This window comes from Pseudorhodoferax sp. (assembly GCF_047601025.1).
In the GTDB taxonomy this organism is placed as follows: domain Bacteria; phylum Pseudomonadota; class Gammaproteobacteria; order Burkholderiales; family Burkholderiaceae_C; genus Pseudorhodoferax.
Genome location: NZ_JASGJZ010000001.1, coordinates 3,103,590 through 3,127,349, shown reverse-complemented (window position 1 = coordinate 3,127,349; position 23,760 = coordinate 3,103,590). Strand labels below are relative to the sequence as shown.

The window sequence follows — 23,760 nt, the reverse complement described above, 5'->3', positions numbered from 1 at the left end:
GTGGTCCTGCGCACACCGCTTGTCGCCTAGCATCGACCGCTTATGTCATCCACCCATTTCGGTTTCCAGACCGTCGAGGAGACGGAGAAGGCCGGCCGCGTGCGGCAGGTGTTCGATTCGGTCGCGCCCAAGTACGACCTGATGAACGACCTGATGTCCGCGGGGCTGCACCGCATCTGGAAGCGCTACACCGCGCTGGTCGCCAACGTGCGCCCAGGCCAGCGTGTGCTCGACATCGCCGCCGGCACCGGCGACCTGACGCGCATGTTCGCGCGCCAGGCCGGGCCGAGCGGCCTGGTGGTGCACACCGACATCAACGAGGCCATGCTGCGCACCGGCCGCGACCGCCTGCTGGACGACGGCATCGTCGTGCCCAGCATGGTGTGCGACGCCGAGGCGCTGCCGTTCGCCGACGGCAGCTTCGACCTGGTGAGCGTGGCCTTCGGCCTGCGCAACATGACGCACAAAGACCAGGCCCTGGCCGAGATGTGCCGCGTGCTCAAGCCCCGGGGCAAGCTGCTGGTGCTGGAGTTCTCCAAGGTCGCGCAGCCGCTGGAGAAGGCCTACGACTGGTACTCCTTCAAGGTGCTGCCGCGCCTGGGCCAGCTGGTCGCCGGCGACGATGCCAGCTACCGCTACCTGGCCGAATCCATCCGCATGCACCCGGACCAGCAGGCCCTCAAAGGCCTGATGCAGGCACAGGGATTCGGTCATGTGGACTATCACAACATGACCGGTGGCCTGGTGGCCCTGCACGTCGGCATCAAGTGCTGACCCGCTCGCTTTTTTTGACCTGACCGACGACGAGGAGACCTCGATGAAACTCTGGACCGCGATTCTGGCCGGCGCGCTGGTGCTGACGCTGGGCACCGACGCCGATGCCCAGCGCCGCCTGGGCGGCGGCCGCTCCATTGGCAAGCAGTCGAGCAACGTGACGCAGCGCGAGGCGACGCCGCAGCCGCCGGCCGCGCCGGCGCAATCGGCCAACAACGCCGCGCCGAGCAGGGCGCAGCAGCCCGGGCCGGCCACGGCGGCGCCGCAGCAGCCGCCCCGCCGCCCCTGGGGCGCCATGCTGGGCGGCCTGGCCGCCGGCCTGGGCCTGGCCTGGCTGGCCTCCTCGCTGGGCCTCGGCGAGGCCTTCGGCCAGTTCCTGCTGATCGCGCTGCTGGTCCTGGTGGCCATGGTGGTCATCGGCGCGGTGATGCGCATGCGCCGCGGCGCCCAGCCGCAGGCGGCCGGCCGCGGGCCGCTCGCGTTCCAGGGTGCCAGTCCGGCCGCGCCGCAGGCGCCCCAGGTGCCGCGCAGCTACCGGCCCGAGAACGTCGGCAACGATGCCTCGGCCCGCCCCTGGGAGCGCGGCACCCTGTTCGACGCCGGCAGCGGCGGCGCCGGCAACGCCGGCATCGTGATCGGCTCGGGCCTGAGCGGCTCGCAGAACTGGGGCGTGCCGGCCGGTTTCGACACCGAGGGCTTCCTGACGGCTGCCAAGCGCAACTTCGTGACGCTGCAGGCCGCCTGGGACCGCGCCGACATCCCCGCGCTGCGCGCGATGATGACCGACACCATGGTCGGCGAGCTGCAGTCGCAGCTGCGCGAGCGCGAGGCGCACACCGGCGGCCAGTCCAACAGCACCGACGTGGTGATGCTGGACGCCAAGCTGCTGGGCATCGAGGACCTGGGCGAGGACTACATGGCCAGCGTGGAGTTCTCCGGCATGATCCGCGAGGAGCCGTCGACCGGACCCAGCCCGTTCCGCGAGGTCTGGAACATGACCAAGCCCAAGAGCGGCCATGTCGGCTGGCTCGTGGCCGGCGTGCAGGCCCTGCAATGAGATGACCGGAACGCCCCTGCGCCCGCCGGATGCGGCGCAGACCGGCCGTCAATTGGAGAAATAATCGGGGGACCATGGCGACATCGTCCCCCTTCTCCTTTCTTGGCGAGCTGCTCGACCGCGCGAGCCGGACACTGCAGCCGCCGGCCTGGGCCGTCGAGGAATTCCAGCGCCGGCTGGTGCTGCTGCTGAACCACGTGCTGATGCAGGAGGAGCAGGCCATGGAACGGCTGGCCCGCCACGCCGGCCGCGCGGTACGCTTCCAGTGGCGCCAGTACACGCTGCACCTGCAGGCCACGCCGGCCGGCCTGCTGGACCTGGCCGACGCGCTGGCCGTGCCGGACCTCACGCTCACGGTGGCCGAGGACTCCCCCGCCGCGCTGGCCCGCGGCGCGCTGCGCGGCGAGAAGCCCGGCATCCGCATCGAGGGCGACGTGCAGCTCGCCGCCGACGTGAACTGGCTGATCGAGCACGTGCGCTGGGACATCGAGGAAGACCTCTCGCGCCTGATCGGCGACGCACCGGCCCATGCACTGGGCCAGGCCGGCCGCGCTGCGTCGGCCGCGCTGCGCAAGTTCGTCGCGTTCGGCAAGAAGGCGCCCCGGTGAGGCAGTTCGCCCGGGGCGCCTACATCTCCTGGATCGCCCTTCGCTACGGACTGGACGAACTCGTCCTGTCCTCCTTCCACCATCCCTGGCTGCACCGCGTGGCGCGGCTGCTGTCGGTCGGCCGCGACCTGAGCGCGCCGCGCGGGCAGCGGCTGCGCGAGGCGCTGGAGCGGCTGGGCCCGCTGTTCGTGAAGTTCGGCCAGGTGATGTCCACGCGGCGCGACCTGCTGCCGCCGGACATCGCGGACGAGCTGGCGCGGCTGCAGGACCGCGTGCCGCCGTTCCCGTCGGAAGTGGCCGTGGCCACCATCGAGCGCGCCTTCCGCAAGCCGCTGGACCGCATCTTCGTGCAGTTCGAGCGCGAGCCGGTGGCCAGCGCCTCGATCGCGCAGGTGCACTTCGCGGTGCTGCGCGACCGCCAGGGCCACGCCCGCGAGGTCGCCGTCAAGGTACTGCGCCCCGGCATGCTGGCCACGATCGAGAAGGACCTGGCGCTGATGCGCATGCTGGCCACCTGGGTCGAGCGCGCCTCGGCCGAGGCCAAGCGCCTGAAGCCGCTGGCCGTGGTCGGCGAGTTCGACAAGTACCTGCACGACGAGCTGGACCTGCTGCGCGAGGCCTCCAGCGCCGCCCAGCTGCGCCGCAACATGGACGGGCTGGACCTGGTGCTGATCCCCGAGATGTTCTGGGACTACTGTGCGCCGGACGTGATCGTGATGGAGCGCATGACCGGCGTGCCGATCAACCAGACCGCGCGCCTGCGCGAGGCCGGCGTGGACATGAAGAAGCTCGCGCGCGACGGCGTGACGATCTTCTTCACCCAGGTGTTCCGCGACGGCTTCTTCCACGCCGACATGCACCCCGGCAACATCCAGGTCAGCCTGGCGCCGGAGACCTTCGGCCGCTACATCTCGCTGGACTTCGGCATCGTCGGCACGCTGACCGAGTTCGACAAGGAATACCTGGCGCAGAACTTCACGGCCTTCTTCCGGCGCGACTACAAGCGCGTCGCCGAACTGCACATCGAATCAGGCTGGGTGCCGCCCGGCACCCGCGTGGACGAGCTGGAGGCGGCGATCCGCGCCGTCTGCGAGCCCTACTTCGACCGGCCGCTGAAGGAGATTTCGCTGGGCATGGTGCTGATGCGGCTGTTCCAGACCTCGCGCCGCTTCCATGTGGAGATCCAGCCGCAGCTGGTGCTGCTGCAGAAGACGCTGCTGAACATCGAGGGCCTGGGCCGCGACCTGGACCCGGACCTGGACCTGTGGGCCACGGCCAAGCCCTTCCTGGAGAAGTGGATGCTGGACCAGATCGGCCCGCGGGGGCTGCTGCGCCGCCTGCGCGAGGAGGCGCCGCGCTACGCCAAGCTGGTGCCCGAGTTGCCACGGCTGCTGCACGACTACCTGGCCCGCCGGCCCGACGACCACCGCGCCGAGCTGCTGGAGCTGCTGGCCGCGCAGAAGCGCAGCAACCAGCGGCTGCACAAGCTGCTCTACGCTGGCATGGGTTTTGTATTCGGCCTGCTCGCCATGCAACTGATCGTGGGCGTCCGGTTCTTCTGACCGGCACGGCGATAATCCGGCGCCGTCCAGCCCGCGCCCCCCGAGAACCCGCCGCCCCGACCGGCCCCCGTGAAAGGAACTTCATGAAGCTGCCTGCCCCGCGTCTCGCGTCCCGCCTCGTTGCCGCGACCCTGACCGTGGCGTCGCTCGTCGCCGGCCTGGCCCATGCCCAGGAGGAGCCCGTCCTCAACATCTACAACTGGGGCGACTACATCGCCGAGGACACGATCCGCAACTTCGAGAAGGAAACCGGCATCAAGGTCCGCTACGACCTGTTCGACAGCAACGAGGCGCTGCACGCCAAGCTGGTGGCGGGCATGTCGGGCTACGACATCGTGGTGCCGGGCTCGCACTTCGCCAAGCTGCAGATCCAGGCCGGCCTGCTGCAAAAGCTGGACAAGTCCAAGCTCCCGAACCTGGCCAACCTGGACCCGGCGATCCAGGCCCAGCTCGCCAAGGTCGATCCCGGCAACGAGCACCTGGTCGACTGGCTGTGGGGCTACACCACGGTGGGCATCAACGCCGACAAGGTCAAGGCCGCGCTGGGCGGCGCGCCGCTGCCGGACAACGTGTGGGACCTGGTGTTCAAGCCGGAGTACGCGAGCAAGCTCAAGGGCTGCGGCGTGTCGTTCCTGGACACGGCCTCCGAGATCATCCCGATCGCGCTGAAGTACGTCGGCAAGGACCCGCGCAGCAAGAACCCGGCCGACTACGAGGAAGTCGCCAGGATGCTCAAGGCCGTGCGGCCCAGCGTCACGCGCTTCGCCGGCTCGGGCTCGGACTACATCGACCAGATGGCGCGCGGCCAGCTGTGCGCGGTGGTCGGCTGGTCGGGCGACATCATGATCGCCAAGGACAAGTCGGCCAAGGCCAGGCAACCGCAGAACCTGCAGGTGCTGCTGCCCAAGACCGGCGGCCTGCTGTTCTTCGACACGATGGCGATCCCCAAGGACGCCAAGCATCCCGAGAACGCGCACAAGTGGATCAACTACATCCTGCGGCCCGAGGTGCACGCCTCGCTGACCAACAAGGTCTTCTACGCGAACCCGAACAAGGCCTCCATGAAGTTCGTGAACCCGGCGCTGGCCAAGGATCCGGCCGTGTTCCCCGACGCCGCGGCGCTGGCCGCGATGATCGCGCCGGACAATGCCGACCCGGCCACGCTGCGCCTGATGACGCGCACCTTCACCAACTTCAAGGCCAACCGCTAGAACATGGCCCAGCCACAGTCGTCGCGGACGTCGTTCCGCTCCGCCGCGCCCCTCCAGGAGGCACCGCCAGCGGCCCGGCAAAGCCGGTTCCGCGGCGGTCGCCGGCATGGCCTGCTCCGCGGCCTTCTGTCTGCTCGGGATTGAAATGAACGCTGCCGCCGGCGATGCCTTCCTGCGCATCGACGCCGTCACCAAGGACTTCGGCAGCTTCCGCGCCGTCGACGACCTGAGCCTGTCGATCGCCCGTGGCGAGATCTTCGCGCTGCTGGGCTCGTCGGGCAGCGGCAAGAGCACGCTGCTGCGCATGCTGGCGGGCTTCGAGTCGCCGAGCGCGGGCCGCATCCTGCTCGACGGCAGGGACCTGGCCGGCCTGCCGCCGTACGAGCGGCCGGTCAACATGATGTTCCAGTCCTATGCGCTGTTCCCGCACCTGTCGGTGTGGGACAACGTGGCCTTCGGGCTGCGCCGTGACGGCGTGCCCCGGGCCGAGACGGCCGAGCGCGTGGACGCGATGCTGCGCCTGGTGCAGATGGAGTCCATGGCACGGCGCAAGCCGCACCAGCTCTCCGGCGGCCAGCAGCAACGGGTGGCGCTGGCGCGCAGCCTGGTCAAGCGGCCGCAGCTGCTGCTGCTGGACGAGCCGCTCGGCGCGCTGGACAAGAAGCTGCGCGAGGCCACGCAGATCGAGCTGGTCAACATCATCCGCAGCATCGGCGTGACCTGCCTGATCGTCACGCACGACCAGGAGGAGGCGATGATGATGGCCTCGCGCATCGCGGTCATGAGCGCCGGCCGGCTGCTGCAGATCGGCGCGCCGGCCGATGTCTACGAAAACCCGGCGTCGCGCTTCGTGGCCGACTTCATCGGCAACGTGAACCTGATGGACGGCACGGTGGCCCGCGCGGCCGACGGCGCGGCCGAGGTGCACTGCGCCGACGTGGTCCACCGGCTGGCCGGGCCGCTGGCCGGCCACGACGGCCGGACCGTCACCGTGGCCGTGCGGCCCGAGAAGATCCGGCTGGACGCCGAGCCGCCTGCGCAACCGGCCAACCGCGTGCGGGGCGTGGTCAAGGCCTTCTCGTACTTCGGCGACTGCACGATGTACCACCTGGAACTGCCCAGCGGCGCGCGGCTGAAGGCCAACGTGGAGAACGACGAGCGCCACGGCGAGCTGGACTTCGCGATGGGCGACGCGGTCTGGGCCTCCTGGGCGCCCGGCGCGCAGGTCGTGCTGACCGAATAGCGCCATGGCCTCGTCTCGCGCGTCCTGGGGCCGCCGGCTGGTGGCCGGCGTGCCGGCCGCCTGGCTGCTGGTGTTCTTCCTGCTGCCCTTCCTGCTGGTGCTGCGGATCAGCCTGCTGCCCAGCGACGGCGTGCAGCTCGGCACGCTGTTCACACAGGTCGACGGCCAGTGGCGTTTCACCGGCCAGTTCGAGTCCTATGCCTTGATCCTGCAGGACAGCCTGTACCTGTCCACCTACGGCCGCTCGCTGCTGTACGCCGCCGTCACCACGCTGGTCTGCCTGGCCATCGGCTACCCCTTCGCCTATTTCATGGCCCGCGCGTCGGCCACGCTGCAGCCGCTGCTGCTGATGGGGGTGATGCTGCCGTTCTGGACCAGCTTCCTGCTGCGCGTCTATGCGTGGAAGGGCCTGCTGGACGCGCAAACCGGCTGGATCGGCCGGCTGCTGATCGACCTGGGCATGGACCGAGCGCTGTTCCGGCTGGGCATGATCCCGGCCGAAGGCCAGCTGATGTACAGCCCGTTCTCGCTGGTGCTGGGCATGGTCTACACCTACCTGCCGTTCATGGTGCTGCCGCTGTACGCCACGCTGTCGAAGATGGACCTGCGGCTGCTGGAGGCCGCGCAGGACCTCGGCGCCACGGCCTGGCAGGCGTTCTGGCGCGTCACCGTGCCGCTGTCGAGGAGCGGCATCGCCGCCGGCGCCATGCTGGTGTTCATCCCCTGCGTCGGCGAATACGTGATCCCGGAACTGCTGGGCGGACCGGAGACGCTGATGATCGGCCGCGTGCTCTGGGACGAGTTCTTCGCCAACAACGACTGGCCCGTGGCTTCGGCCGTGGCCGTGCTGATGGTGCTGCTGATCCTCCTGCCGATGGCGCTGCTGAACCGCAGCCAGGAGCAGGCCGACGGAGGGCGCCGGTGAAGCCCACCCCCGCCGCCCGCTGGACCGGCATCCTGTGGCTGCTGGCCGGCTTCGCCTTCCTGTACCTGCCGATCGTGGCGCTGGCCGTGTTCAGCTTCACCGACTCGCCGGTGCCCAACGTCTGGGCCGGCTTCAGCCTGCGCTGGTACCACAAGCTGGCGCAGGACGAGGACATACGGCGCGGCCTGTTCCTGTCGCTGCGCATCGCCGCGGCCACCGCGACCGGCGCCGTGGTGCTGGGCACGCTGGCCGCGCTGGCGCTGGAGCGGCTGCCGCGCTTTCGCGGCCGCGCGCTGTTCGCGGCGCTGGTGCGCGCGCCGCTGGTCATGCCCGAGGTGCTGGTCGGCCTGTCGCTGCTGCTGATGCTGGTCTCCGTGCAGCGCGCCTTCGGCCATCCCGAGCGCGGACTGGCCACGATCTGGCTGGGCCACCTGCTGGTCGGCACGGCCTACGCCACGGTGGTCATCGCCGCGCGGCTACGCGACCTGAATCCTCAGCTGGAAGAGGCCGCCCAGGACCTGGGCGCGCGCCCGGCCCAGGTGTTCTTCCTGGTCACGCTGCCGGTGATCGCCCAGTCGCTGCTGGCGGCCTGGCTGCTGACCTTCACGCTATCGCTGGACGACGTGGTGATCTCGGCCTTCCTCTCCGGGCCCGGCTCGACCACGCTGCCGCTGGTGATCTTCTCGCGCGCGCGGCTGGGCCTGGACCCGACCGTGAACGCGCTGGCGACCGTGGTGATCGCGGTCGTGGCGGTGTTCGTGGTGCTGTCCAGCTACCTGATCGCCGCCCGCGAACGGCGGCTGCAGCGCGAGCAACGGGCGGCGCGCCAAGGCGGTTGAGCGACACGCCCGCGGGGCCGGCCAACCTATAATCGCAGGTTTTGCAAGCGGCGGGCAGGGGCCCGCTCGCACCCTATCCTTCCCCGCCTTTCCATGCCCATCTACGCCTACAAGTGCAGCGCCTGCGGCCATGCCAAGGACGTGCTGCAGAAGATTTCCGACGCCCCCCTGACGGTCTGCCCGTCCTGCGGCGCCGCGGCATTCGCCAAGCAGGTCACCGCCGCCGGCTTCCAGCTCAAGGGTTCGGGCTGGTACGTCACCGACTTCCGCGACGGCGGCGGCAAGGGCGGCAAGGGTGCCGGCAACACGGCCGGCGAATCCACGGGCACCGCCTCCGGCGGCGAGGCGGCTGCCCCCGCGGCCGCGCCCGCCCCGGCCGCTGCCAGCCCGGCACCTGCGCCGGCCGCCGCGCCGGCGCCCGGCACCTCCTCCAGCTGACGCCGGCATCGGCCGCCTGCCACCATGAACGCCTTGCGCCGCTGGCTGCTGTCGGGCCTGCTCGTCATCGTGCCGCTGGCCGTCACGCTGGGCGTGCTGAACTGGGTCATCGGCCTGATGGACCAGACGCTGTGGCTGCTGCCGCAGCGCTGGCAGGACTGGCTGATGGCCGAAGGCCAGTTCGCCGGCTCCAACCGCATCCGCGGCGTCGGCGTGCTGCTCACGCTGGCGATCCTGCTGTCCGTGGGGGCCGTGGCCAGCAACTTCATCGGCAAGCGCCTGCTCGAATGGGGCGACGCACTGGTGCGCCGCATCCCGGTGGTGCGCTCCATCTACACCAGCGTCAAGCAGGTGTCCGATACCGTGTTCTCGGAAAGCGGCAACGCCTTCCGCACCGCGGTGCTGGTGCAGTGGCCGCGCGAGGGCATGTGGACCATCGCCTTCGTCACCGGCTCGCCGGCCGGCGAGGCGGCTCGCCACCTGGGCGGGGACGACTACCTGGGCGTGTACGTGCCGACCACGCCCAACCCCACGGGTGGCTACTTCGTGATGGTGCGGCGGCGCGACTGCATCGAACTGCGCATGAGCGTCGATGCTGCGCTCAAGTACATCGTCTCCATGGGCGTGGTGGTGCCGGGCGGGCCTGCCGCCGGCAGCCTGCCCACGCCGACGAACCACTCCTGAATCCGAAAGCAGGCGTCCCGCCGGGGCGCCGAAAGAAAGAAACCATGGCCATGCGTACTCACTACTGCGGTCTCGTGACCGAAGCCCTGATCGGCGAAACCGTCGCCCTGTGCGGCTGGGTCAACCGCCGCCGCGACCATGGCGGCGTGATCTTCGTCGACCTGCGCGACCGCGAAGGCTACGTGCAGGTGGTCTGCGACCCGGACCGGCCGGAAATGTTCGCCGCCGCCGAAGGCCTGCGCAACGAGTTCTGCATCCAGGTCAAGGGCCTAGTGCGTGCACGCCCTGAAGGCACGACCAACGACACCATCCAGAGTGGCAAGGTCGAGGTGCTGTGCCAGGAGCTGACGGTGCTGAACCCGTCGATCACGCCGCCGTTCCAGCTCGACGACGACAACCTCAGCGAGACCACGCGCCTGACGCACCGCGTGCTGGACCTGCGCCGCCCCTACATGCAGCGCAACTTGATGCTGCGCTACCGCGTGGCGATGGAGGTGCGCAAGTTCCTGGACGCGCATGGCTTCGTGGACATCGAAACGCCGATGCTGGGCAAGTCCACGCCCGAGGGCGCGCGCGACTACCTGGTGCCCAGCCGCGTGCACGACGGCCATTTCTTCGCGCTGCCGCAATCGCCGCAGCTGTTCAAGCAGCTGCTGATGGTGGCCGGCTACGACCGCTACTACCAGATCACCAAGTGCTTCCGCGACGAGGACCTGCGGGCCGACCGCCAGCCCGAGTTCACGCAGATCGACATCGAGACCTCGTTCCTCGGCGAGGAGGAAATCCGCGCGCTGTTCCAGGGCATGATCGAAACCGTGTTCAGGAACACGCTGGGCGTGGACCTGGGCGAGTTCCCGGTCATGACCTACCAGGAGGCCGCGCGCCGCTTCGGCTCGGACAAGCCGGACCTGCGCGTGAAGCTGGAGTTCACCGAGCTGACCGACGTGATGGCCGACGTGGACTTCAAGGTGTTCTCGCAGCCGGCCACGACCAAGGGCGGCCGCGTGGTGGCGCTGCGCGTGCCGGGCGGCGCGCGCGAAGGCACCGGCCTGACGCGCAGCGAGATCGACGCCTACACCGAGTTCGTCAAGATCTACGGCGCCAAGGGGCTGGCCTACATCAAGGTCAACGAAGCCGCCAAGGGCCGCGAGGGCCTGCAGTCGCCGATCGTGAAGAACCTGCACGACCAGGCGCTGCAGACCATCCTGGCGCGCACCGGCGCGCAGGACGGCGACCTGCTGTTCTTCGGTGCCGACAAGGAAAAGATCGTCAACGATGCGATCGGCGCGCTGCGCATCAAGATCGGCCACAGCGAGTTCGGCCGGAAGAACGGCCTGTTCGAGGACCGCTGGGCGCCGCTGTGGGTAGTGGACTTCCCGATGTTCGAGTTCGACGAGGAAGACCAGCGCTACACCGCCGTGCACCACCCGTTCACCTCGCCCAAGGACGGCCACGAGGACTGGATGGCGACCGCGCCGGAGAAATGCCTGTCCAAGGCCTACGACATGGTGCTGAACGGCTGGGAACTGGGCGGCGGCTCGGTGCGCATCCACCGCGCCGACGTGCAGCAGAAGGTGTTCGACGCCCTGAAGATCACGCCCGCGGATGCGCAGAAGAAGTTCGGCTTCCTGCTGGACGCGCTGCAGTACGGCGCCCCGCCGCACGGCGGCCTGGCCTTCGGCCTGGACCGCATCGTGACGCTGATGACCGGCGCCGAATCGATCCGCGACGTGATCGCCTTCCCCAAGACCCAGCGCGCTCAGGATCTGCTGACGCAGGCGCCCTCTCCGGTGGACGAGAAGCAGCTGCGCGAACTGCACATTCGCCTGCGCAACCCGCTGCCGGCGGCCTGACCCGGGCAGCGCCGGGGGACGTCAGCGCAGCTGCCCCTGGCGCTGCAATAGTGGCGCGATGAACTTCGCCGGGATCGCGTAGGTGATGCCCGAGGGCTGCGACAGCGCGGACTCGCGCGAGCCGCGCACGAACACCATGTTGATGACGCCGATCACGGCACCGGTGGCCGGATCGAACACCGGACCGCCGCTGTTGCCTGGGTAGGCGGTCGCATCGAGCTGGAAGATGTCGAATGCACCGTCGCGCGCGCTGCGGATGGAACGTGCGCTCAGGCGCTGGTCGTTCGCCGCAGGCAGCACGATGGGCGTGATCGATGAAACCATGCCGCGGTGGGTGACCGGCGAGAAGCCGAGCGCGCCACCGATCGGAAAGCCGGTGAAGGCCACGGCCTGCCCTTCCTTGACCGCATCCGAGTCGCCCAGCCGCAGCACGGGCGCCGGTTCACCCGAGAACCGCAGCAGCGCCAGGTCGTGCAGCCGATCCACCTCCAGCACGGACGCGCTGCGCATGTCGAGCTCACGGCCGCGGCGCACCTGCACCACGAGGTCGGAACCATCGGCCTCCTCCGGCTTGGGCAGCACATGCACATTGGTCACGGCCAGGTTGCCGCCGCCGATCACGAAGCCGGTGCCACGCAATGCGAAGCGGGGCGAGTTCGTGGCCTTGTAGGTGCCGACGATCAGGATCGACGGCCGGGTTTGCTCAATCAGCTCGACGTACTGGGCGCGCGCCAGGCCGGCCACGGCCGCTCCCAGGCCCGCCAGCGCTCCCGGCAGCCCGCGCCGCGTGATGCCGCCGCGCATCGCCTACAGCGTCGCGCGCAGCTTGGCGGCTTCGGCCTGGCCTGCGAACTTGTCGCCCAACTGGGCCAGTTCGTCCAGAAGCTTGCGCGCCTCGTCCTTGCGACCGGCCTGGGCATAGATCTTGGCCATGTTCAGCTTGAACAGGTCGTTGCTGCCCTGCATCTTCAGCACCTTGGTCTGCAGTTCGATCGCCTTGGCGTAGTCGCCGCGCGCAGCCAGCAGCGTGGCCAGCGTGTCCATGAACGCCGGCTGGTTGGGAGCGATTGCGTTGGCCTTCTCGGCGTACGAGACGGCTGCGTCGCGCTTGAGCTCGCCGCTGATCCAGGCCAGGTTGTTGTAGGCCAGCGCATGGTTGGGTTGCTGCTTGACGATGCGCAGGTAGTAGCGCTCGGCATCGTCCAGGCGCTTGTCGGTCATCGCGCGATCGGCCAGGTACAGGGGCACGGCCACGTCCTTGGGCTGCGTCTGCAGCCAGTTGTCGGCTACGCGCGCCGCTTCGGCCGCCTTGCCGGCCTGCAGCAGCGTACTGTGCAGGCGGACCATCAGGTCCGGACTGGCGGGCGCGGCCTTCAGGCCGTTCTGGTAGGCTGCCACGGCGCCGTCGAAATCCTTCTTCGATGCCCGCGCGTCGCCTTCCAGAAGGAAGCCCGCCATCTGCTTGGGCTGCTGCTTCTGCACGGTACGCGCCAAGCTGATTGCGTCGGGCAGCCGATCCTGCGTGAGGCGAATGCCGATCATGCGCTGGAAGGCGTCCAGATTGTTCGGCTGCAGATCCCACACCTTGCGCAGCGTCTGCTCCGCGGCGCTCGCATTCTTGGCTGCCAGTTGCGCATCGGCCAGACGCAGCAGCGGCGCCACCACACGCGGCTGCAGGCTTGCCACCCTGGCCAGCGTGGTCAGGCCCTGGTTGGTGTCGCCGGCGGCGAGCTGCGCGCGGCCAGCCGCGTCGAGTATCGCCAGGTCGTCGGGCAGCGCCGCAAGCGCAGACTGCGCCACCGATACGGCCTGCTTGGCATCCTGCTGGCGCAGCAGATGGTCCACCAGGAATACGCGCGGCGCAGGCTCCGTCGGCTCCGCTGCGATCGCCCGGTTCAACAGGTCCGTGACTTCCTTGGCGGCATTGGGTCCGCCGTCGCGGGCGCGCAGTTCCGCCAGCGCCACCAGCGCACGGCTGCTCTTGGGTTCGCGCTTGAGCAGTTCCTCGAAGCGCTTGCGGGCCTCGTCGGGCTTCTGGTCCTGCATGTCGAGCGCGGCCAGGCTGGCGATGGACGGGAAGTAGTTCGGGCTCCGCGCCAGCGACGCTTCCAGGCTCTTGCGCGCGCCGTCGCGGTCGCCCTTGGCGAGCAGCACGCGGCTGCGCAGTTGCCCGACCGCGGGATTGTCCGGCGTCTTCTTCGCCAGACCGTCCAGGGCCTTCAGCGCCTTGTCCAGTTCGTTGCCGCGCATGTAGGCGCTGATCAGCGCCATGTCGGCGGAAGTGCCCTTGTCGGTCGCGGCGATGTCCTGCAATTGCTCCAGGCCGGCTTCCATCTGGCCACTGGCCATCTGCGTCACGGCCAGCATGGTGCGCTTGCGGCCGTCCTCGGGATCGAGCTTGCTCGCCCGGGCGAACAGTTCCTCGGCCTTGCGTGCATCGCCGTTCATCATCTGCACCTCCCCGGCCAGCGCGAGCAGCGCCGGATCCGCGGTCTGGTCGTTGACGATCGGCGCCAAGGTCGCCTGCGCCTTGCCCGGCTGGCCGGAACGCAGATAGGTCATGGCCAGCCAGCGCCGCGCCATCGGCAGGTTCGGCGCTGCCTGCACGGCCTTGGTCAGATACTCCTCGGCCGTCGCCAGCGCATTGCGCTGCAGCTCGATCCCGCCTGACAGTTCCAGCGCGCGCGGGTTCGACGGCGCCAGGCGCAGCAATTCCTGGGCTTGCTCACGCGCCTTGGGGAAGTCGCGCTTGGCATAGGACAGCTGGGCGTCGAGGTACATCGTCTCGGGATGCTTGGCAGCAATCTTGCGCAGTGACACCAGTTCCTTCTCGGCGTCCTCCAGCTTGCCCTGGCGCGTCAACAGGCCGACGAGCCCGAAGTAGCCGCGCGCATCGGTCGGCTTCGCCTCGATGGCCTTGCGGTAGGAGGCCACTGCCTCGTCCGGCTGGCGCTTGACGTACTGCTGCAGGTCGCCCTTGAAGCGCCAGGCCTCGGCGTTCTTGGGATCGCGCGCCAGCAGCGCATCCACCTGCGCCAGCGCGCCGTCGACGTCCTGGTCGGCCAACGTATAGCGGGCCTTGGCCAGCAACGCGACCGCATTCTGCGGGTCGGCCGCCAAGGCCTTGTTCAGCGCCTCGCGCGCCGCCTGCTGATTGCCCGTGGCGCTGTAGGCGCCGCCCAGCGAGGTCTGCAGGTCCGCGACGGCCGAAGGCGACGACAGCTGCACCGACGCGAAGTCGTCGAGCACCTTCCTCGCCTTGCCCTGCTGCACCAGTGCCATCGCCAGCTTTGGCACGACCTGGTTGTCGTCGTACTTGAGATCGCGGGCCTTCTGCAGCTCGATCTCTGCCGCCGACGGGTCGCCCGACGCCAGCAATGCGGTGCCGAGCAGATAGCGCGCCTCGGCCGAATCGGGCTGCTTCTGCAGCACGTTCTTGATCTGGATCACCGCGGCCTTCGTGTCGTTCTTGGCCATGTAGTCCTTGGCCGAAGCGAGCAGTTTGTCGGGACTGTCACCGCAGGCCACGAGTAGCAAGGCGGCGGCAACGGCGACCGCGGTGGAAGCGAAGGAGGACTTGTTCAGCAGCATGGGAAGCTCCCGTGTGGATCTCGGATGAAAGGGTGGCGCCTACTACTTCAGGCCCAGGCGGTGCATCAGGTCGTACAGCGTGGGCCGGCTGACGCCCAGTAGCTCCGACGCCCTGACGATGTTGCCGTTGACACGCCCCAGCGCGGCGATGATGGCCTTGCGCTCGGCCTGCTCGCGCACGGTACGCAAATCCAGCGAGGGGTCCAGTCCGTCGTCGGGCTCGGGCACGGCCAGGCCGATGTCGTCGCGCGCGATCTGGTTGCCGTCGGCCATGATGACCGCGCGCTTGATGCAGTTTTCCAGCTCGCGGATGTTGCCAGGCCAGGGATAGGCCTCGATCGCACGCACCGCTTCTTCGGACAGCGCCATCGAGCCGCGGTTCTGCTCCTGCGCGAAACGCCGCACAAAGGCATGCGCCAGCAGCGCCGGGTCGCCCACGCGGGCGCGCAGCGGCGGGATGTTCACGACGATCTCGGCCAGGCGGTAGAACAAGTCCTCGCGGAAGCGGTTCTCCTTGCTCATGGCCTTGAGATCCTGGTGCGTGGCACAGACGATGCGCACGTCCACCGGGATCTCCTGGCGTCCACCGACGCGCTCGATGGTCCGCTGCTGCAGGAAGCGCAGCAGCTTGGCCTGCAGCGCCAAGTCCATGTCGCCGATCTCGTCGAGCATCAGCGTGCCGCCATTGGCCGTCTCGATCTTGCCGATCGTGGTCTTGGCCGCCCCGGTGAAGGCCCCCTTCTCGTAGCCGAACAGTTCGCTTTCGAGCAGTTCCTTCGGGATGGCCGCGCAGTTGATCGCGACGAACTTGCCGTTGCGCCGTGGCGAGGCCTGGTGCAGGCCCCTGGCCAGCACCTCCTTGCCGGTGCCGCTCTCGCCCAGCAGCATCACGGTAGCCGTGCTGCTGGCGACCTTCTCGATCGTGCGGCAGATGCGCAGCATCTCCGGATCGCGCGTGATCAGGCCGCCCAGCGCATCGGGCTGGGCCATGGCCTGCAGGCGGCGGTTCTCCTTCTGCAGCTCGTACAGGCGGAAGGCGCGGTCCACCGTGAGGTTCAGGATGTCCGGCTCGAACGGCTTGGGCAGGAAATCGTAGGCCCCCATGGCCACCGCGCGCAGCGCGTTGGCCTGGTCGTTCTGGCCGGTCAGCACGATGACCTTGGTGTCAGGATCCACCGCGAGGATCTGCTCCAGCAGCCGGAACCCCTCGCCGACCGAGTCCGGATCGGGCGGCAGCCCGAGATCCATCGTGACCACTGGCGGCGTGTGGCGACGCATCTGCACCAGGGCCGTCTCGCGGTCCTGCGCGGTCACGGACTCGAACCGGTCCAGCGACCACTTGATCTGCTTCTGCAGCGCCGGATCGTCCTCGACGATCAGCAGCGCCCGCATCTTCTCTGCGCTCATGCGTTCTCCATCGTGTGCAGGTCCGAGGTCTTGCTGACGTCGAACAGCGGCAACAGGATCCTGATCACCGTCCCGCGGCCGAGTTCGCTGTCCACCTGGATTTTTCCCCCCAGTTCCTGCACGTATTGATAACTCTCGTAGGCTCCGATACCCATGCCGGCCTGCTTGGTGGTCTGGAACGGCTTGAACAGGCGCTCGCGCACGAACTGCTCGGACATGCCCCTTCCCGTGTCCCCGACCTCCACCTCGGCCATGCCCACCGACCGCCGCAGCGCCAGCCAGACCCTGCCCGGCGGCTCCGTCGCATCGAACGCGTTCTGCACCATGTGGCCGATGATGCGTTCGAGCCGTTCCTCGTGCCCGCGGGCCACGACCTGCTCATCCAGGTCGAGCTCCAGGTGCCGGCCTCGCCCTTCGGCAGTGCGCGCGATGCGTTGCGCGATCGCCGCCAGGCCCACGCCGTGCACGGTGCCGGTCGGCGTCGCACCCTCGCGCAATTGAAGCATCAGCTGGCGCATCTTGTCCAAGGAGTTCTCCACGGTCATGAGCATGTCTTGCTGGAACTCCGGGTTGCCTTGCAGCCGCTTGGCGTTCTTCATCATCAACGACAGCTGGGTCACGATGTTCTTCAGATCGTGCACGACGAAGGCCGACATCTTGTTGAAGGCGTCGAACTTGCGCACCTCCAGCAGCGCCTCGGTCGCCTGCATCTGCGCCAGGAAGCTGGCCGCCTGCTTGCCGGCCGTCTTCAGCAGGTCGTTGACCTCCCAGTTCACGTCGATCTCGGCGCGAGCGCTGGCCAGTACGACGAAGCCCGTCAGATCATCGCCGACCGTCAGCGGCACGACCAGCCAGGCCTGGCGCACCTCCTGCAGCCACTGGGGCAACACCAAGTCGCCGTAGCGCTGCGGGAACGAGCGGAACTCCTCCAGATTGACGACCCAACCGCTGTCCAGCAGGAAGCGGCAGAACGGCGAACCGATGCCCTCCTTGTCGGATGGCGCGGGCATGTTCCAGCTGGCCGTGCAGCGCAGGCCGTCCTCGCCAGGGCTGCGCAGCCACAGGCAGCCGGCCGGACTTTCCAGCATGTCCGCCAGGCCGCGGATCACGCGCTGGCCCATCGCCAGCGGCGACTGGTGGTCCGACAGCGTCTGGGTGAAACGCAGCCATTCCTCCCGGTAGTCATAGCGGTAGTGGACAAAATGCTTGCCCAGCATCACGCGCAGGCGCGAGCGCACGGTGCCCGACATCAGCAGCACCATCAGGCCCACCGAGGCGAGCGCCACCAGCGCCAGTTGCAGACCCCGGCCCCAGTCGCCACCGAAGTAGCGCACGTAGTAGCCGACGGCCGAGATGAAGATCAGGTAGATGCCGGCCAGCAGCAGCGTGGCCGAATGCAGAACCGCCGTGCGCGAAACACGCATCTTGCCGACCCAGTCGCCACGACCTGCGACCGACATCCACAGCAGCGGAACCATCAGCGCATGCAGCAGCCCACGCACGCTGACCGCATCCGCATCCGCATCGGGCCGGTTGAACAGCACCGCCTGGGAGAACAGGTACAGGTCGAACAGGAACGTGCCGGCCAGACCCAGGCACAGCGGCTTGACGCTCCAGCGCACCTCCTCGGCCACGCTGCGGTAGACCTGCTCCAACAGGAACAGCGCGAACACCGGCAGGGCCATGGCGCTCAGCAGGAGCCAGTCGCCACCGGCAGCAGTCCAGGTACGGCCCACCAGGTTCAGCGCCTGCAGCACCAGGCTGCCGCCGATCAGCAGCACGGCCACGATGCCGGCACCGCCGAAGCGCTGCAGCACCGATCCGTCCTCCGCGCCGGGCAACCGCCACATCAGCAGCAGAAAGAAGATCCAGCTGGCGTAGCGCAGCCCATCGGCCAGCAGGCTGGCCCGCAACAGCTCGTTCCGGCCGGTCAGCAGCGCCGCCAGTACCAGCAGCGCCCAGACGATGGAAGCCAGCGCGGCCGCCACCAGCAGCCTCGAAGGCATCTGCCCCGGCAGCCACAGTGAACGCCGCCGCAGCAGCGCCACGGTGAACGCGCCGAAAGTCAGTCCGGCCAGCGCATAGCCCCAGACGCTCAGCAGCAGCGGCGCTTCGCCCACAGGACCTTCCTACTGAGACCGTGCCCCGGCGGCCTGGTCAGCGCGCGCCCTTGGCCATCACCACCACGCCGACGGTCTCGAACAGGATCACCAGATCCAGAAACAGCGAGTGGTTCTTCACGTAGTAGAGGTCGTACTGCAGCTTCTCTGCCGAATCCTCGAGCGAAGCCCCGTATGGATAGCGCACCTGCGCCCAGCCCGTCACGCCGGGCTTGACGCTCTGGCGCACCGCATAGTAAGGAATCTGGCGCGTCAGCTGGTCCACGAAGAAGGGACGCTCGGGCCGCGGGCCAACCAGGCTCATGTCACCCTTGAGCACGGAGAACAGTTGCGGCAACTCGTCGATGCGGACCTTGCGGATGAAGCGGCCGATGCGCGTGACCCGGTTGTCCTTGGCAGAGGCGAACTGCGGGCCGTCCTTCTCGGCATCGGTACGCATGCTGCGGAACTTCACCACGTTGAACAGCCGGCCGTTGAAGCCGACACGCTCCTGCCGGTAGAAGACCGGCCCGCGGCTTTCCAGCTTGATCGCCAGCGCGGTCATCAGCATGATCGGCGCCGTCAGCAAGATCAGCACCAGCGCGCAGACAATGTCGAAGATGCGCTTGATCACGTTGCGCACGCTGCCCTGGCTGAAGCCGTCGCCGAACACCAGCCAGCCGGCCGAGACCGAATCCAGCCGGATCTGGCCCTTGGTCTTCTCGAAATGCGTCGCCATGTCGACCACGCGCACGCCATGCAGCTTGCAGTCCAGCAGTTCGCGCAGCGGCATGCTTCCCCCGCGGCGCTCGACCAGGGCCACGACGATCTCATCGACTTCCAGTTCCAGCGCGGTGTCGGTCAGCGACTTGTTCCTCGACAGGATGCCCCAGGCCGACACCTCGGTCTCCGGTTCGTTGGGGCTGGCGTAGTAGCCGACCACGTCGACATGCGGATCGTCCTTCTTCAGCGTCCGCCCGACCAGCGCCGCCCGCTGCCCGGTGCCGAACACCAGCACGCGGTGCCGCAGCGCCGACTGCGGCGCCGAATGCGCCACGTAGACGCGGTGCACCAGCACCAGCACCAGGCCCAGCATGGCCGCCAGCGCCAGCGATTTCCGGCCTTCGATGCCCAGTGGCACCAGGCCGAACAGCGCGTAAGTGACCGGCACCGCCAGCAACACGGCCAGCACGGCCCGCGCGCGCGACTGGCTCAGCGTGCGGTTGTGCACGCGCTGGTAGAACCCCATGGCCGCGTTGATGACCAGCATGCCGATGGCCAGCACCGCGGTGTAGGCCAGCACGGGCACGATCACCGACCAGTCAGCCCGCCGCCACAACAATTCGGCCAGCACCGCGGCCAGCACCAGCAGGAAATCCAGCACGACCTGCTGCACCGTGCGCCGATGCAGGTAGTGGTTGAAGAGTTTGATCATGTGCGGAGTCCTCGCAATGCCCCGCCCGCCGGTTTCGCCCCGGCGCACTCCGCTGTGCTGCTACGTCGTTGTCGATTCATCCGATGCCGTTCCGGTCCAAAAACAGAACGCCCCCTACCCATGGGACTGTACGAGACGGCGGCGACACGACGGAAACGGCCGCGCCACCGAATCCCAAATTGCTCACATTCCGAGCAGAATTCGCGCAAAACGCTGCTTGGATTCGATCGATTGTAGGAAGTAGGCAACGTCAATCCGTGACGCGCCAGTGCCGCCCCTATCGACCCGGCTTGTACGCCCGCTTCCTGGCATCGCGCGGCACGAAGACCTTACCGCCGCCACCATGCCCGTCGCCGCGCGCTCCGTCGGCACGCGACGCCGGACGAGCCTGGCTGCCGAAGCCGCCCCGTTCGTTGCCCTGCCAGGCGCCGAAGCCGCCAGCCGGCCCGCGCGGTGCGCCAAAACCCCGCCCGCCGCCGCGATGCCCATGCTCGCGCGGTCCGCCGTGGCCGAAGGCCGGCCTGCGCTGTTCGGGAGGACGCTCGCGCGGCTCCAGGCCGGCGATGGTTTCGGCCGTGAACGGCTGGCGCGTGAACTGCTCGATGTCGTGGATGCGCCGGCGATCACGGAACTCGGCGAAGGTCACGGCCAGGCCATCGCGGCCGGCTCGGCCCGTGCGACCGATGCGGTGGGTGTAGTCCTCGGCCTTCATCGGCAGGCCGAAGTTGAAGACATGGCTGATGGTGGGCACGTCGATGCCGCGCGCGGCCACGTCGGTAGCGACCAGGATCTGCACGCGCCCCTGGCGCAGCGCCATCAGGCGGCGGTTGCGTAGGCCCTGGCTCAGCGCGCCATGCAGCGCCACGGCCGAGAAGCCGTCCTGCTGCAGGTCGTTCGCCAAGCCATCGCACTCGATCTGGGTGCTGGCGAACACGATGGCCTGGTCGATCGAGGCGTCGCGCAGCCAGTGGTCCAGCAGCTTGCGCTTGTGCTGGGCGTTGTCGGCCCAGTACAGCGTTTGGCGGATGTTCTCGTGCTTGTGCTGCGGCGTGGCGATCTGCACCTGCTGCGGCTCGCGCATCACGCGGCGCGCCAGCTGCTGGATGCGCGGCGCGAAGGTCGCGCTGAACATCATGGTCTGCTCGCGCTGCGCCGTCAGGTCGTGGATCTCGGCCAGGTCGTCGGCGAAGCCCAGGTCCAGCATGCGGTCGGCTTCGTCCACGACCAGGAACCGCACCTGGTCCAGCTTGATCTGCATGGAACGCTGCAGGTCCAGCAGGCGGCCCGGCGTGGCCACGACCAGGTTGGCGTTCTGCAGCTTGGCGATCTGCATCGCATACGGCATGCCGCCGACCACATTGGCGATGCGCAGCCCACGGCAGTGCTTGACCAGCTCGATCGCGTCGTGCGCGACCTGCTGCGCCAGTTCGCGCGTGGGGCACAGCACCAGCGCGCCGGGCTCGGCGGCCTTGAAATGGCGCGGATTCGTCGGGTCCTTGCGGCGCGGCTTCTTCGGCGCGGCCTCGCCGCGGGCGGCAGCCTCGGCTGCCAGGCGCTCGCGCTCGGCTTGCTCGGCCGCCTCACGGGCCTCCTGCTGGCGGATCAGCGTGTGCAGCACCGGCAGCAGGAAGGCCGCGGTCTTGCCGCTGCCGGTCTGGCTGGAGACCATCAGGTCGTTGAAGCCGACCGCGCCGCCCATGGCCAGCGGGATGGCCTGGCGCTGCACGGCCGTGGGCTCCACGTAGCCCAGGTCGGCCACGGCTTGCAGCAGCGGCTCAGCCAGGCCCAGCGCGGCGAATGCCGATACGTCGGGTGCCGCAAGCGCGGTCGCAGGAACTTCAGGGGTTTCGGAAAGGAATTCGGGGGCAGCCATGGGCGCGGCTGCCCGATCGTCGTACACGTCGGTCATCGTCGGTCTCTCACGCGAACGCGCCGCACCAGGCAGCGGTCGTTCTCGTCGGGGGTGGAACAGACATCCACCTTCAAACGAGACCGGGCCGCCGGACGACGGCACCGGGAATCCGATTCGCGGATCCGTGAGTGTGAGGGGAGATGTGCGGGGGAACAGTCTGGCGCTGCCAGACCGAAGCCTGCGATTATCGCACGGCTGCTCAGTTCACGCGCAGGAAGTGCGTACGGTAGTGTGCGAGTTCGTCGATGGATTCGTGCACGTCGGCAAGCGCGGTGTGCTTCTGCTGCTTCTTGAAGCTGTTGTAGACCTCCGGCCGCCAGCGCTTGGCCAACTCCTTGAGCGTGCTGACGTCCAGGTTGCGGTAGTGGAAGAAGGCCTCCAGCTTCGGCATGTACTTGACCAGGAAACGCCGATCCTGGCCGATGCTGTTGCCGCACATCGGCGCGCTGCCCTTGGGCACGTAGCGGGCCAGGAACTCCAGCAGCTGCGCCTCGGCCTGCGCCTCGTCGACCGTGGAGGCGCGCACCTTGTCGATCAGACCGCTGCGGCCGTGCGTGCCCTTGTTCCAGGCGTCCATCTTGTCGAGCTGCTCGTCGGACTGGTGGATCACCAGCACCGGCCCTTCCACGCGCGGCGCCAGATCCGGGCCGGTCACGACGACGGCGATTTCGATCAGCCGCTCCACCTCCGGGTCCAGCCCGGTCATCTCGCAGTCCAGCCAGACCAGGTTCTTGTCGGATTTGCCCAGCACGGCGGGCGCGGAAGAAGGGTTCGCTCGGTCCATGCGGCCATTCTCGCCGATGGCTAAACTGCCCGGATGCCCGCCTCCCTGTCCGCCGCGGACCTGTTCACCGCCGTCTTCGCCGTCGCCCTGCTCGCTGGCCTGGCCATCAAGTTCTGGCTGACCGGCCGCCAGATCCGCCATGTCGCGCGGCACCGCGACCACGTGCCGCAGGCCTTCGCGCAGACCGTCACGCCGGCGGCGCACCGCAAGGCGGCCGACTACACCATCGCCAAGTCCCGCTTCGGTCTGCTGGAGATGGCCTTCGGCGCGGCCGTGCTGCTGGGCTGGACGCTGCTGGGTGGCCTGAACCTGCTGAACGCGCTGCTGCTGCACGTGTTCGGGCCCGGCCTGCTGCAGCAGCTGGCGCTGCTGGCCGCCTTCGCGCTGATCGGCGGACTGCTGGAACTGCCGTTCTCCCTGTACCAGACCTTCGTGATCGAGCAGCGCTTCGGCTTCAACCGCATGGACGGCCGGCTCTGGCTGGCGGACCTGGCGAAGTCCACGCTGGTCGGCGCGCTGGTCGGGCTGCCAATCGCGGCGCTGATCCTGTGGCTGATGGGCGCGGCCGGCCCGCGCTGGTGGCTGTGGGCCTGGCTGGCCTGGATGGGCTTCAACCTGGTGCTGCTGATGGTCTACCCGAGCTTCATCGCGCCGCTGTTCAACCGCTTCCAGCCGCTGCGCGACGAAACGCTGGCCGCGCGCGTGACGACCCTGATGCGGCGCTGCGGCTTCGCGGCGAAGGGGCTGTACGTGATGGACGGGAGCCGGCGCAGCGCGCACGCCAACGCCTACTTCACCGGCTTCGGTGCGGCCAAGCGCGTAGTCTTCTACGACACGCTGCTGGCGCGGCTGTCGCCCGACCAGGTCGATGCCGTGCTGGCGCACGAGCTGGGCCACTTCCGGCACCGGCACATCGTGCAGCGCATCGTGCTGATGTTCGCGCTGAGCCTGGCCGGCTTCGCGCTGCTGGGCTGGCTGTCGGGGCAGAGCTGGTTCTATGCCGGCCTGGGCGTGCAACCGTCCATGGCCGTGCTGGCGGACGGCCGTGCGGCACCGAACGACGCGCTGGCCCTGCTGCTGTTCCTGCTGGCCGTCCCGGTGTTCGGCTTCTTCGTCGCGCCGCTGTCGGCCCAGCTGTCGCGCCGGCACGAATTCCAGGCCGATGCCTTCGCCGCCGCGCAGACCAGCGGCGCCGACCTGTCCGGCGCGCTGCTGAAGCTGTACGAGGACAACGCCAGCACGCTGACGCCAGACCCGGTGTACGTGCGCTTCTACTACTCCCACCCGCCCGCGTCCGAACGCCTGGCGCGCCTGCAGCCTGCGGCCTGACGCACGAGG

General features: G+C 68.8%; 19 protein-coding genes. 12 read left to right on the top strand and 7 right to left on the bottom strand.

Annotation, left to right across the window (positions count from 1 at the left end; all coding sequences use genetic code 11):
* Positions 1-42 precede the first annotated feature (42 nt).
* The 11 genes from ubiE to aspS all read left to right on the top strand — a co-directional run bounded on the left by ubiE (position 43) and on the right by aspS (position 11,194).
* Positions 43-774 (top strand): bifunctional demethylmenaquinone methyltransferase/2-methoxy-6-polyprenyl-1,4-benzoquinol methylase UbiE, encoded by a 732-nt coding sequence (ubiE, locus tag QM782_RS14710; RefSeq protein WP_415203651.1) that lies wholly within the window; start codon positions 43-45, stop codon positions 772-774.
* 43 nt (positions 775-817) lie between these two features.
* Positions 818-1,831, top strand: coding sequence for a Tim44 domain-containing protein (locus QM782_RS14705; RefSeq protein ID WP_415203650.1), 1,014 nt, complete (start codon positions 818-820; stop codon positions 1,829-1,831).
* 74 nt (positions 1,832-1,905) lie between these two features.
* Entirely contained in the window at positions 1,906-2,439 is a 534-nt protein-coding gene (locus QM782_RS14700) for an SCP2 sterol-binding domain-containing protein (protein WP_415203649.1), read from the top strand.
* Positions 2,436-4,001, top strand: a complete 1,566-nt coding sequence (gene ubiB, locus QM782_RS14695) for a ubiquinone biosynthesis regulatory protein kinase UbiB (protein WP_415203648.1) — start codon at positions 2,436-2,438, stop codon at positions 3,999-4,001. Before QM782_RS14700 ends, ubiB begins: the two co-directional genes overlap by 4 nt.
* Positions 4,002-4,084: 83 nt before the next feature.
* Positions 4,085-5,212: a polyamine ABC transporter substrate-binding protein gene (locus tag QM782_RS14690; RefSeq protein ID WP_415203647.1), complete on the top strand. Its 1,128-nt coding sequence runs from the start codon at positions 4,085-4,087 to the stop codon at positions 5,210-5,212.
* Between the two features lie 145 nt (positions 5,213-5,357).
* Positions 5,358-6,455 (top strand): ABC transporter ATP-binding protein, encoded by a 1,098-nt coding sequence (locus tag QM782_RS14685; protein WP_415203646.1) that lies wholly within the window; start codon positions 5,358-5,360, stop codon positions 6,453-6,455.
* Between the two features lie 4 nt (positions 6,456-6,459).
* Entirely contained in the window at positions 6,460-7,380 is a 921-nt protein-coding gene (locus tag QM782_RS14680; protein ID WP_415203645.1) for an ABC transporter permease, read from the top strand.
* Complete coding sequence (locus tag QM782_RS14675; RefSeq protein WP_415203644.1) at positions 7,377-8,219, top strand: ABC transporter permease subunit; 843 nt, start codon at positions 7,377-7,379, stop codon at positions 8,217-8,219. Before QM782_RS14680 ends, QM782_RS14675 begins: the two co-directional genes overlap by 4 nt.
* Positions 8,220-8,312: 93 nt before the next feature.
* Positions 8,313-8,657: an FmdB family zinc ribbon protein gene (locus QM782_RS14670; protein WP_415203643.1), complete on the top strand. Its 345-nt coding sequence runs from the start codon at positions 8,313-8,315 to the stop codon at positions 8,655-8,657.
* 24 nt (positions 8,658-8,681) lie between these two features.
* Positions 8,682-9,341, top strand: a complete 660-nt coding sequence (locus QM782_RS14665) for a DUF502 domain-containing protein (RefSeq protein ID WP_415203642.1) — start codon at positions 8,682-8,684, stop codon at positions 9,339-9,341.
* 44 nt (positions 9,342-9,385) lie between these two features.
* On the top strand, positions 9,386-11,194 hold the full coding sequence (gene aspS / locus QM782_RS14660) for an aspartate--tRNA ligase (protein ID WP_415203641.1): 1,809 nt from the start codon (positions 9,386-9,388) through the stop codon (positions 11,192-11,194).
* 21 nt (positions 11,195-11,215) lie between these two features.
* On the opposite strand, the gene QM782_RS14655 is transcribed toward aspS, so the two are convergent.
* The 7 genes from QM782_RS14655 to orn form a co-directional block, all read right to left on the bottom strand.
* Positions 11,216-11,998 (bottom strand): S1C family serine protease, encoded by a 783-nt coding sequence (locus tag QM782_RS14655; protein WP_415203640.1) that lies wholly within the window; start codon positions 11,996-11,998, stop codon positions 11,216-11,218.
* A gap of 3 nt (positions 11,999-12,001) precedes the next feature.
* Complete coding sequence (prsT, locus tag QM782_RS14650) at positions 12,002-14,785, bottom strand: XrtA/PEP-CTERM system TPR-repeat protein PrsT (protein ID WP_415203639.1); 2,784 nt, start codon at positions 14,783-14,785, stop codon at positions 12,002-12,004.
* 42 nt (positions 14,786-14,827) lie between these two features.
* A complete protein-coding gene (prsR, locus tag QM782_RS14645) occupies positions 14,828-16,192 on the bottom strand; it encodes a PEP-CTERM-box response regulator transcription factor (RefSeq protein WP_415203638.1) in 1,365 nt (454 codons plus the stop codon).
* Positions 16,189-18,312: an XrtA/PEP-CTERM system histidine kinase PrsK gene (gene prsK, locus QM782_RS14640; RefSeq protein WP_415203637.1), complete on the bottom strand. Its 2,124-nt coding sequence runs from the start codon at positions 18,310-18,312 to the stop codon at positions 16,189-16,191. The genes prsR and prsK overlap by 4 nt, the downstream gene beginning before the upstream one ends.
* A gap of 37 nt (positions 18,313-18,349) precedes the next feature.
* Entirely contained in the window at positions 18,350-19,726 is a 1,377-nt protein-coding gene (locus QM782_RS14635) for a TIGR03013 family XrtA/PEP-CTERM system glycosyltransferase (protein WP_415203636.1), read from the bottom strand.
* A gap of 277 nt (positions 19,727-20,003) precedes the next feature.
* Positions 20,004-21,599 carry a DEAD/DEAH box helicase gene (locus tag QM782_RS14630; RefSeq protein WP_415203635.1) on the bottom strand — a complete coding sequence of 532 codons (1,596 nt, stop codon included), beginning with the start codon at positions 21,597-21,599 and terminating at the stop codon, positions 20,004-20,006.
* Positions 21,600-21,837: 238 nt separating this feature from the next.
* Entirely contained in the window at positions 21,838-22,422 is a 585-nt protein-coding gene (orn, locus tag QM782_RS14625) for an oligoribonuclease (protein WP_415203634.1), read from the bottom strand.
* A 33-nt stretch (positions 22,423-22,455) separates the two neighbouring features.
* On the opposite strand from orn, the gene QM782_RS14620 reads away from it, so the two are divergent.
* The gene (locus tag QM782_RS14620) at positions 22,456-23,751 is read left to right on the top strand and encodes a M48 family metallopeptidase (RefSeq protein ID WP_415203633.1); all 1,296 of its coding nucleotides are present in this window, start codon (positions 22,456-22,458) and stop codon (positions 23,749-23,751) included.
* The last annotated feature ends 9 nt before the right edge of the window (positions 23,752-23,760 follow it).

Bases quoted from the DNA above. Each gene is read 5' to 3' on its own strand.
- QM782_RS14705 (WP_415203650.1), top strand. From the start codon at position 818: ATGAAACTCTGGACCGCGATTCTGGCCGGCGCGCTGGTGCTGACGCTG.
- orn (WP_415203634.1), bottom strand. From the start codon at position 22,422: ATGGACCGAGCGAACCCTTCTTCCGCGCCCGCCGTGCTGGGCAAATCC.
- QM782_RS14620 (WP_415203633.1), top strand. From the start codon at position 22,456: ATGCCCGCCTCCCTGTCCGCCGCGGACCTGTTCACCGCCGTCTTCGCC.
- QM782_RS14685 (WP_415203646.1), top strand. From the start codon at position 5,358: ATGAACGCTGCCGCCGGCGATGCCTTCCTGCGCATCGACGCCGTCACC.
- prsR (WP_415203638.1), bottom strand. From the start codon at position 16,192: ATGAGCGCAGAGAAGATGCGGGCGCTGCTGATCGTCGAGGACGATCCG.
- QM782_RS14700 (WP_415203649.1), top strand. From the start codon at position 1,906: ATGGCGACATCGTCCCCCTTCTCCTTTCTTGGCGAGCTGCTCGACCGC.
- aspS (WP_415203641.1), top strand. From the start codon at position 9,386: ATGGCCATGCGTACTCACTACTGCGGTCTCGTGACCGAAGCCCTGATC.
- QM782_RS14680 (WP_415203645.1), top strand. From the start codon at position 6,460: ATGGCCTCGTCTCGCGCGTCCTGGGGCCGCCGGCTGGTGGCCGGCGTG.
- QM782_RS14690 (WP_415203647.1), top strand. From the start codon at position 4,085: ATGAAGCTGCCTGCCCCGCGTCTCGCGTCCCGCCTCGTTGCCGCGACC.
- ubiE (WP_415203651.1), top strand. From the start codon at position 43: ATGTCATCCACCCATTTCGGTTTCCAGACCGTCGAGGAGACGGAGAAG.
- QM782_RS14670 (WP_415203643.1), top strand. From the start codon at position 8,313: ATGCCCATCTACGCCTACAAGTGCAGCGCCTGCGGCCATGCCAAGGAC.
- QM782_RS14630 (WP_415203635.1), bottom strand. From the start codon at position 21,599: ATGGCTGCCCCCGAATTCCTTTCCGAAACCCCTGAAGTTCCTGCGACC.
- QM782_RS14665 (WP_415203642.1), top strand. From the start codon at position 8,682: ATGAACGCCTTGCGCCGCTGGCTGCTGTCGGGCCTGCTCGTCATCGTG.
- prsT (WP_415203639.1), bottom strand. From the start codon at position 14,785: ATGCTGCTGAACAAGTCCTCCTTCGCTTCCACCGCGGTCGCCGTTGCC.
- QM782_RS14635 (WP_415203636.1), bottom strand. From the start codon at position 19,726: ATGATCAAACTCTTCAACCACTACCTGCATCGGCGCACGGTGCAGCAG.
- QM782_RS14655 (WP_415203640.1), bottom strand. From the start codon at position 11,998: ATGCGCGGCGGCATCACGCGGCGCGGGCTGCCGGGAGCGCTGGCGGGC.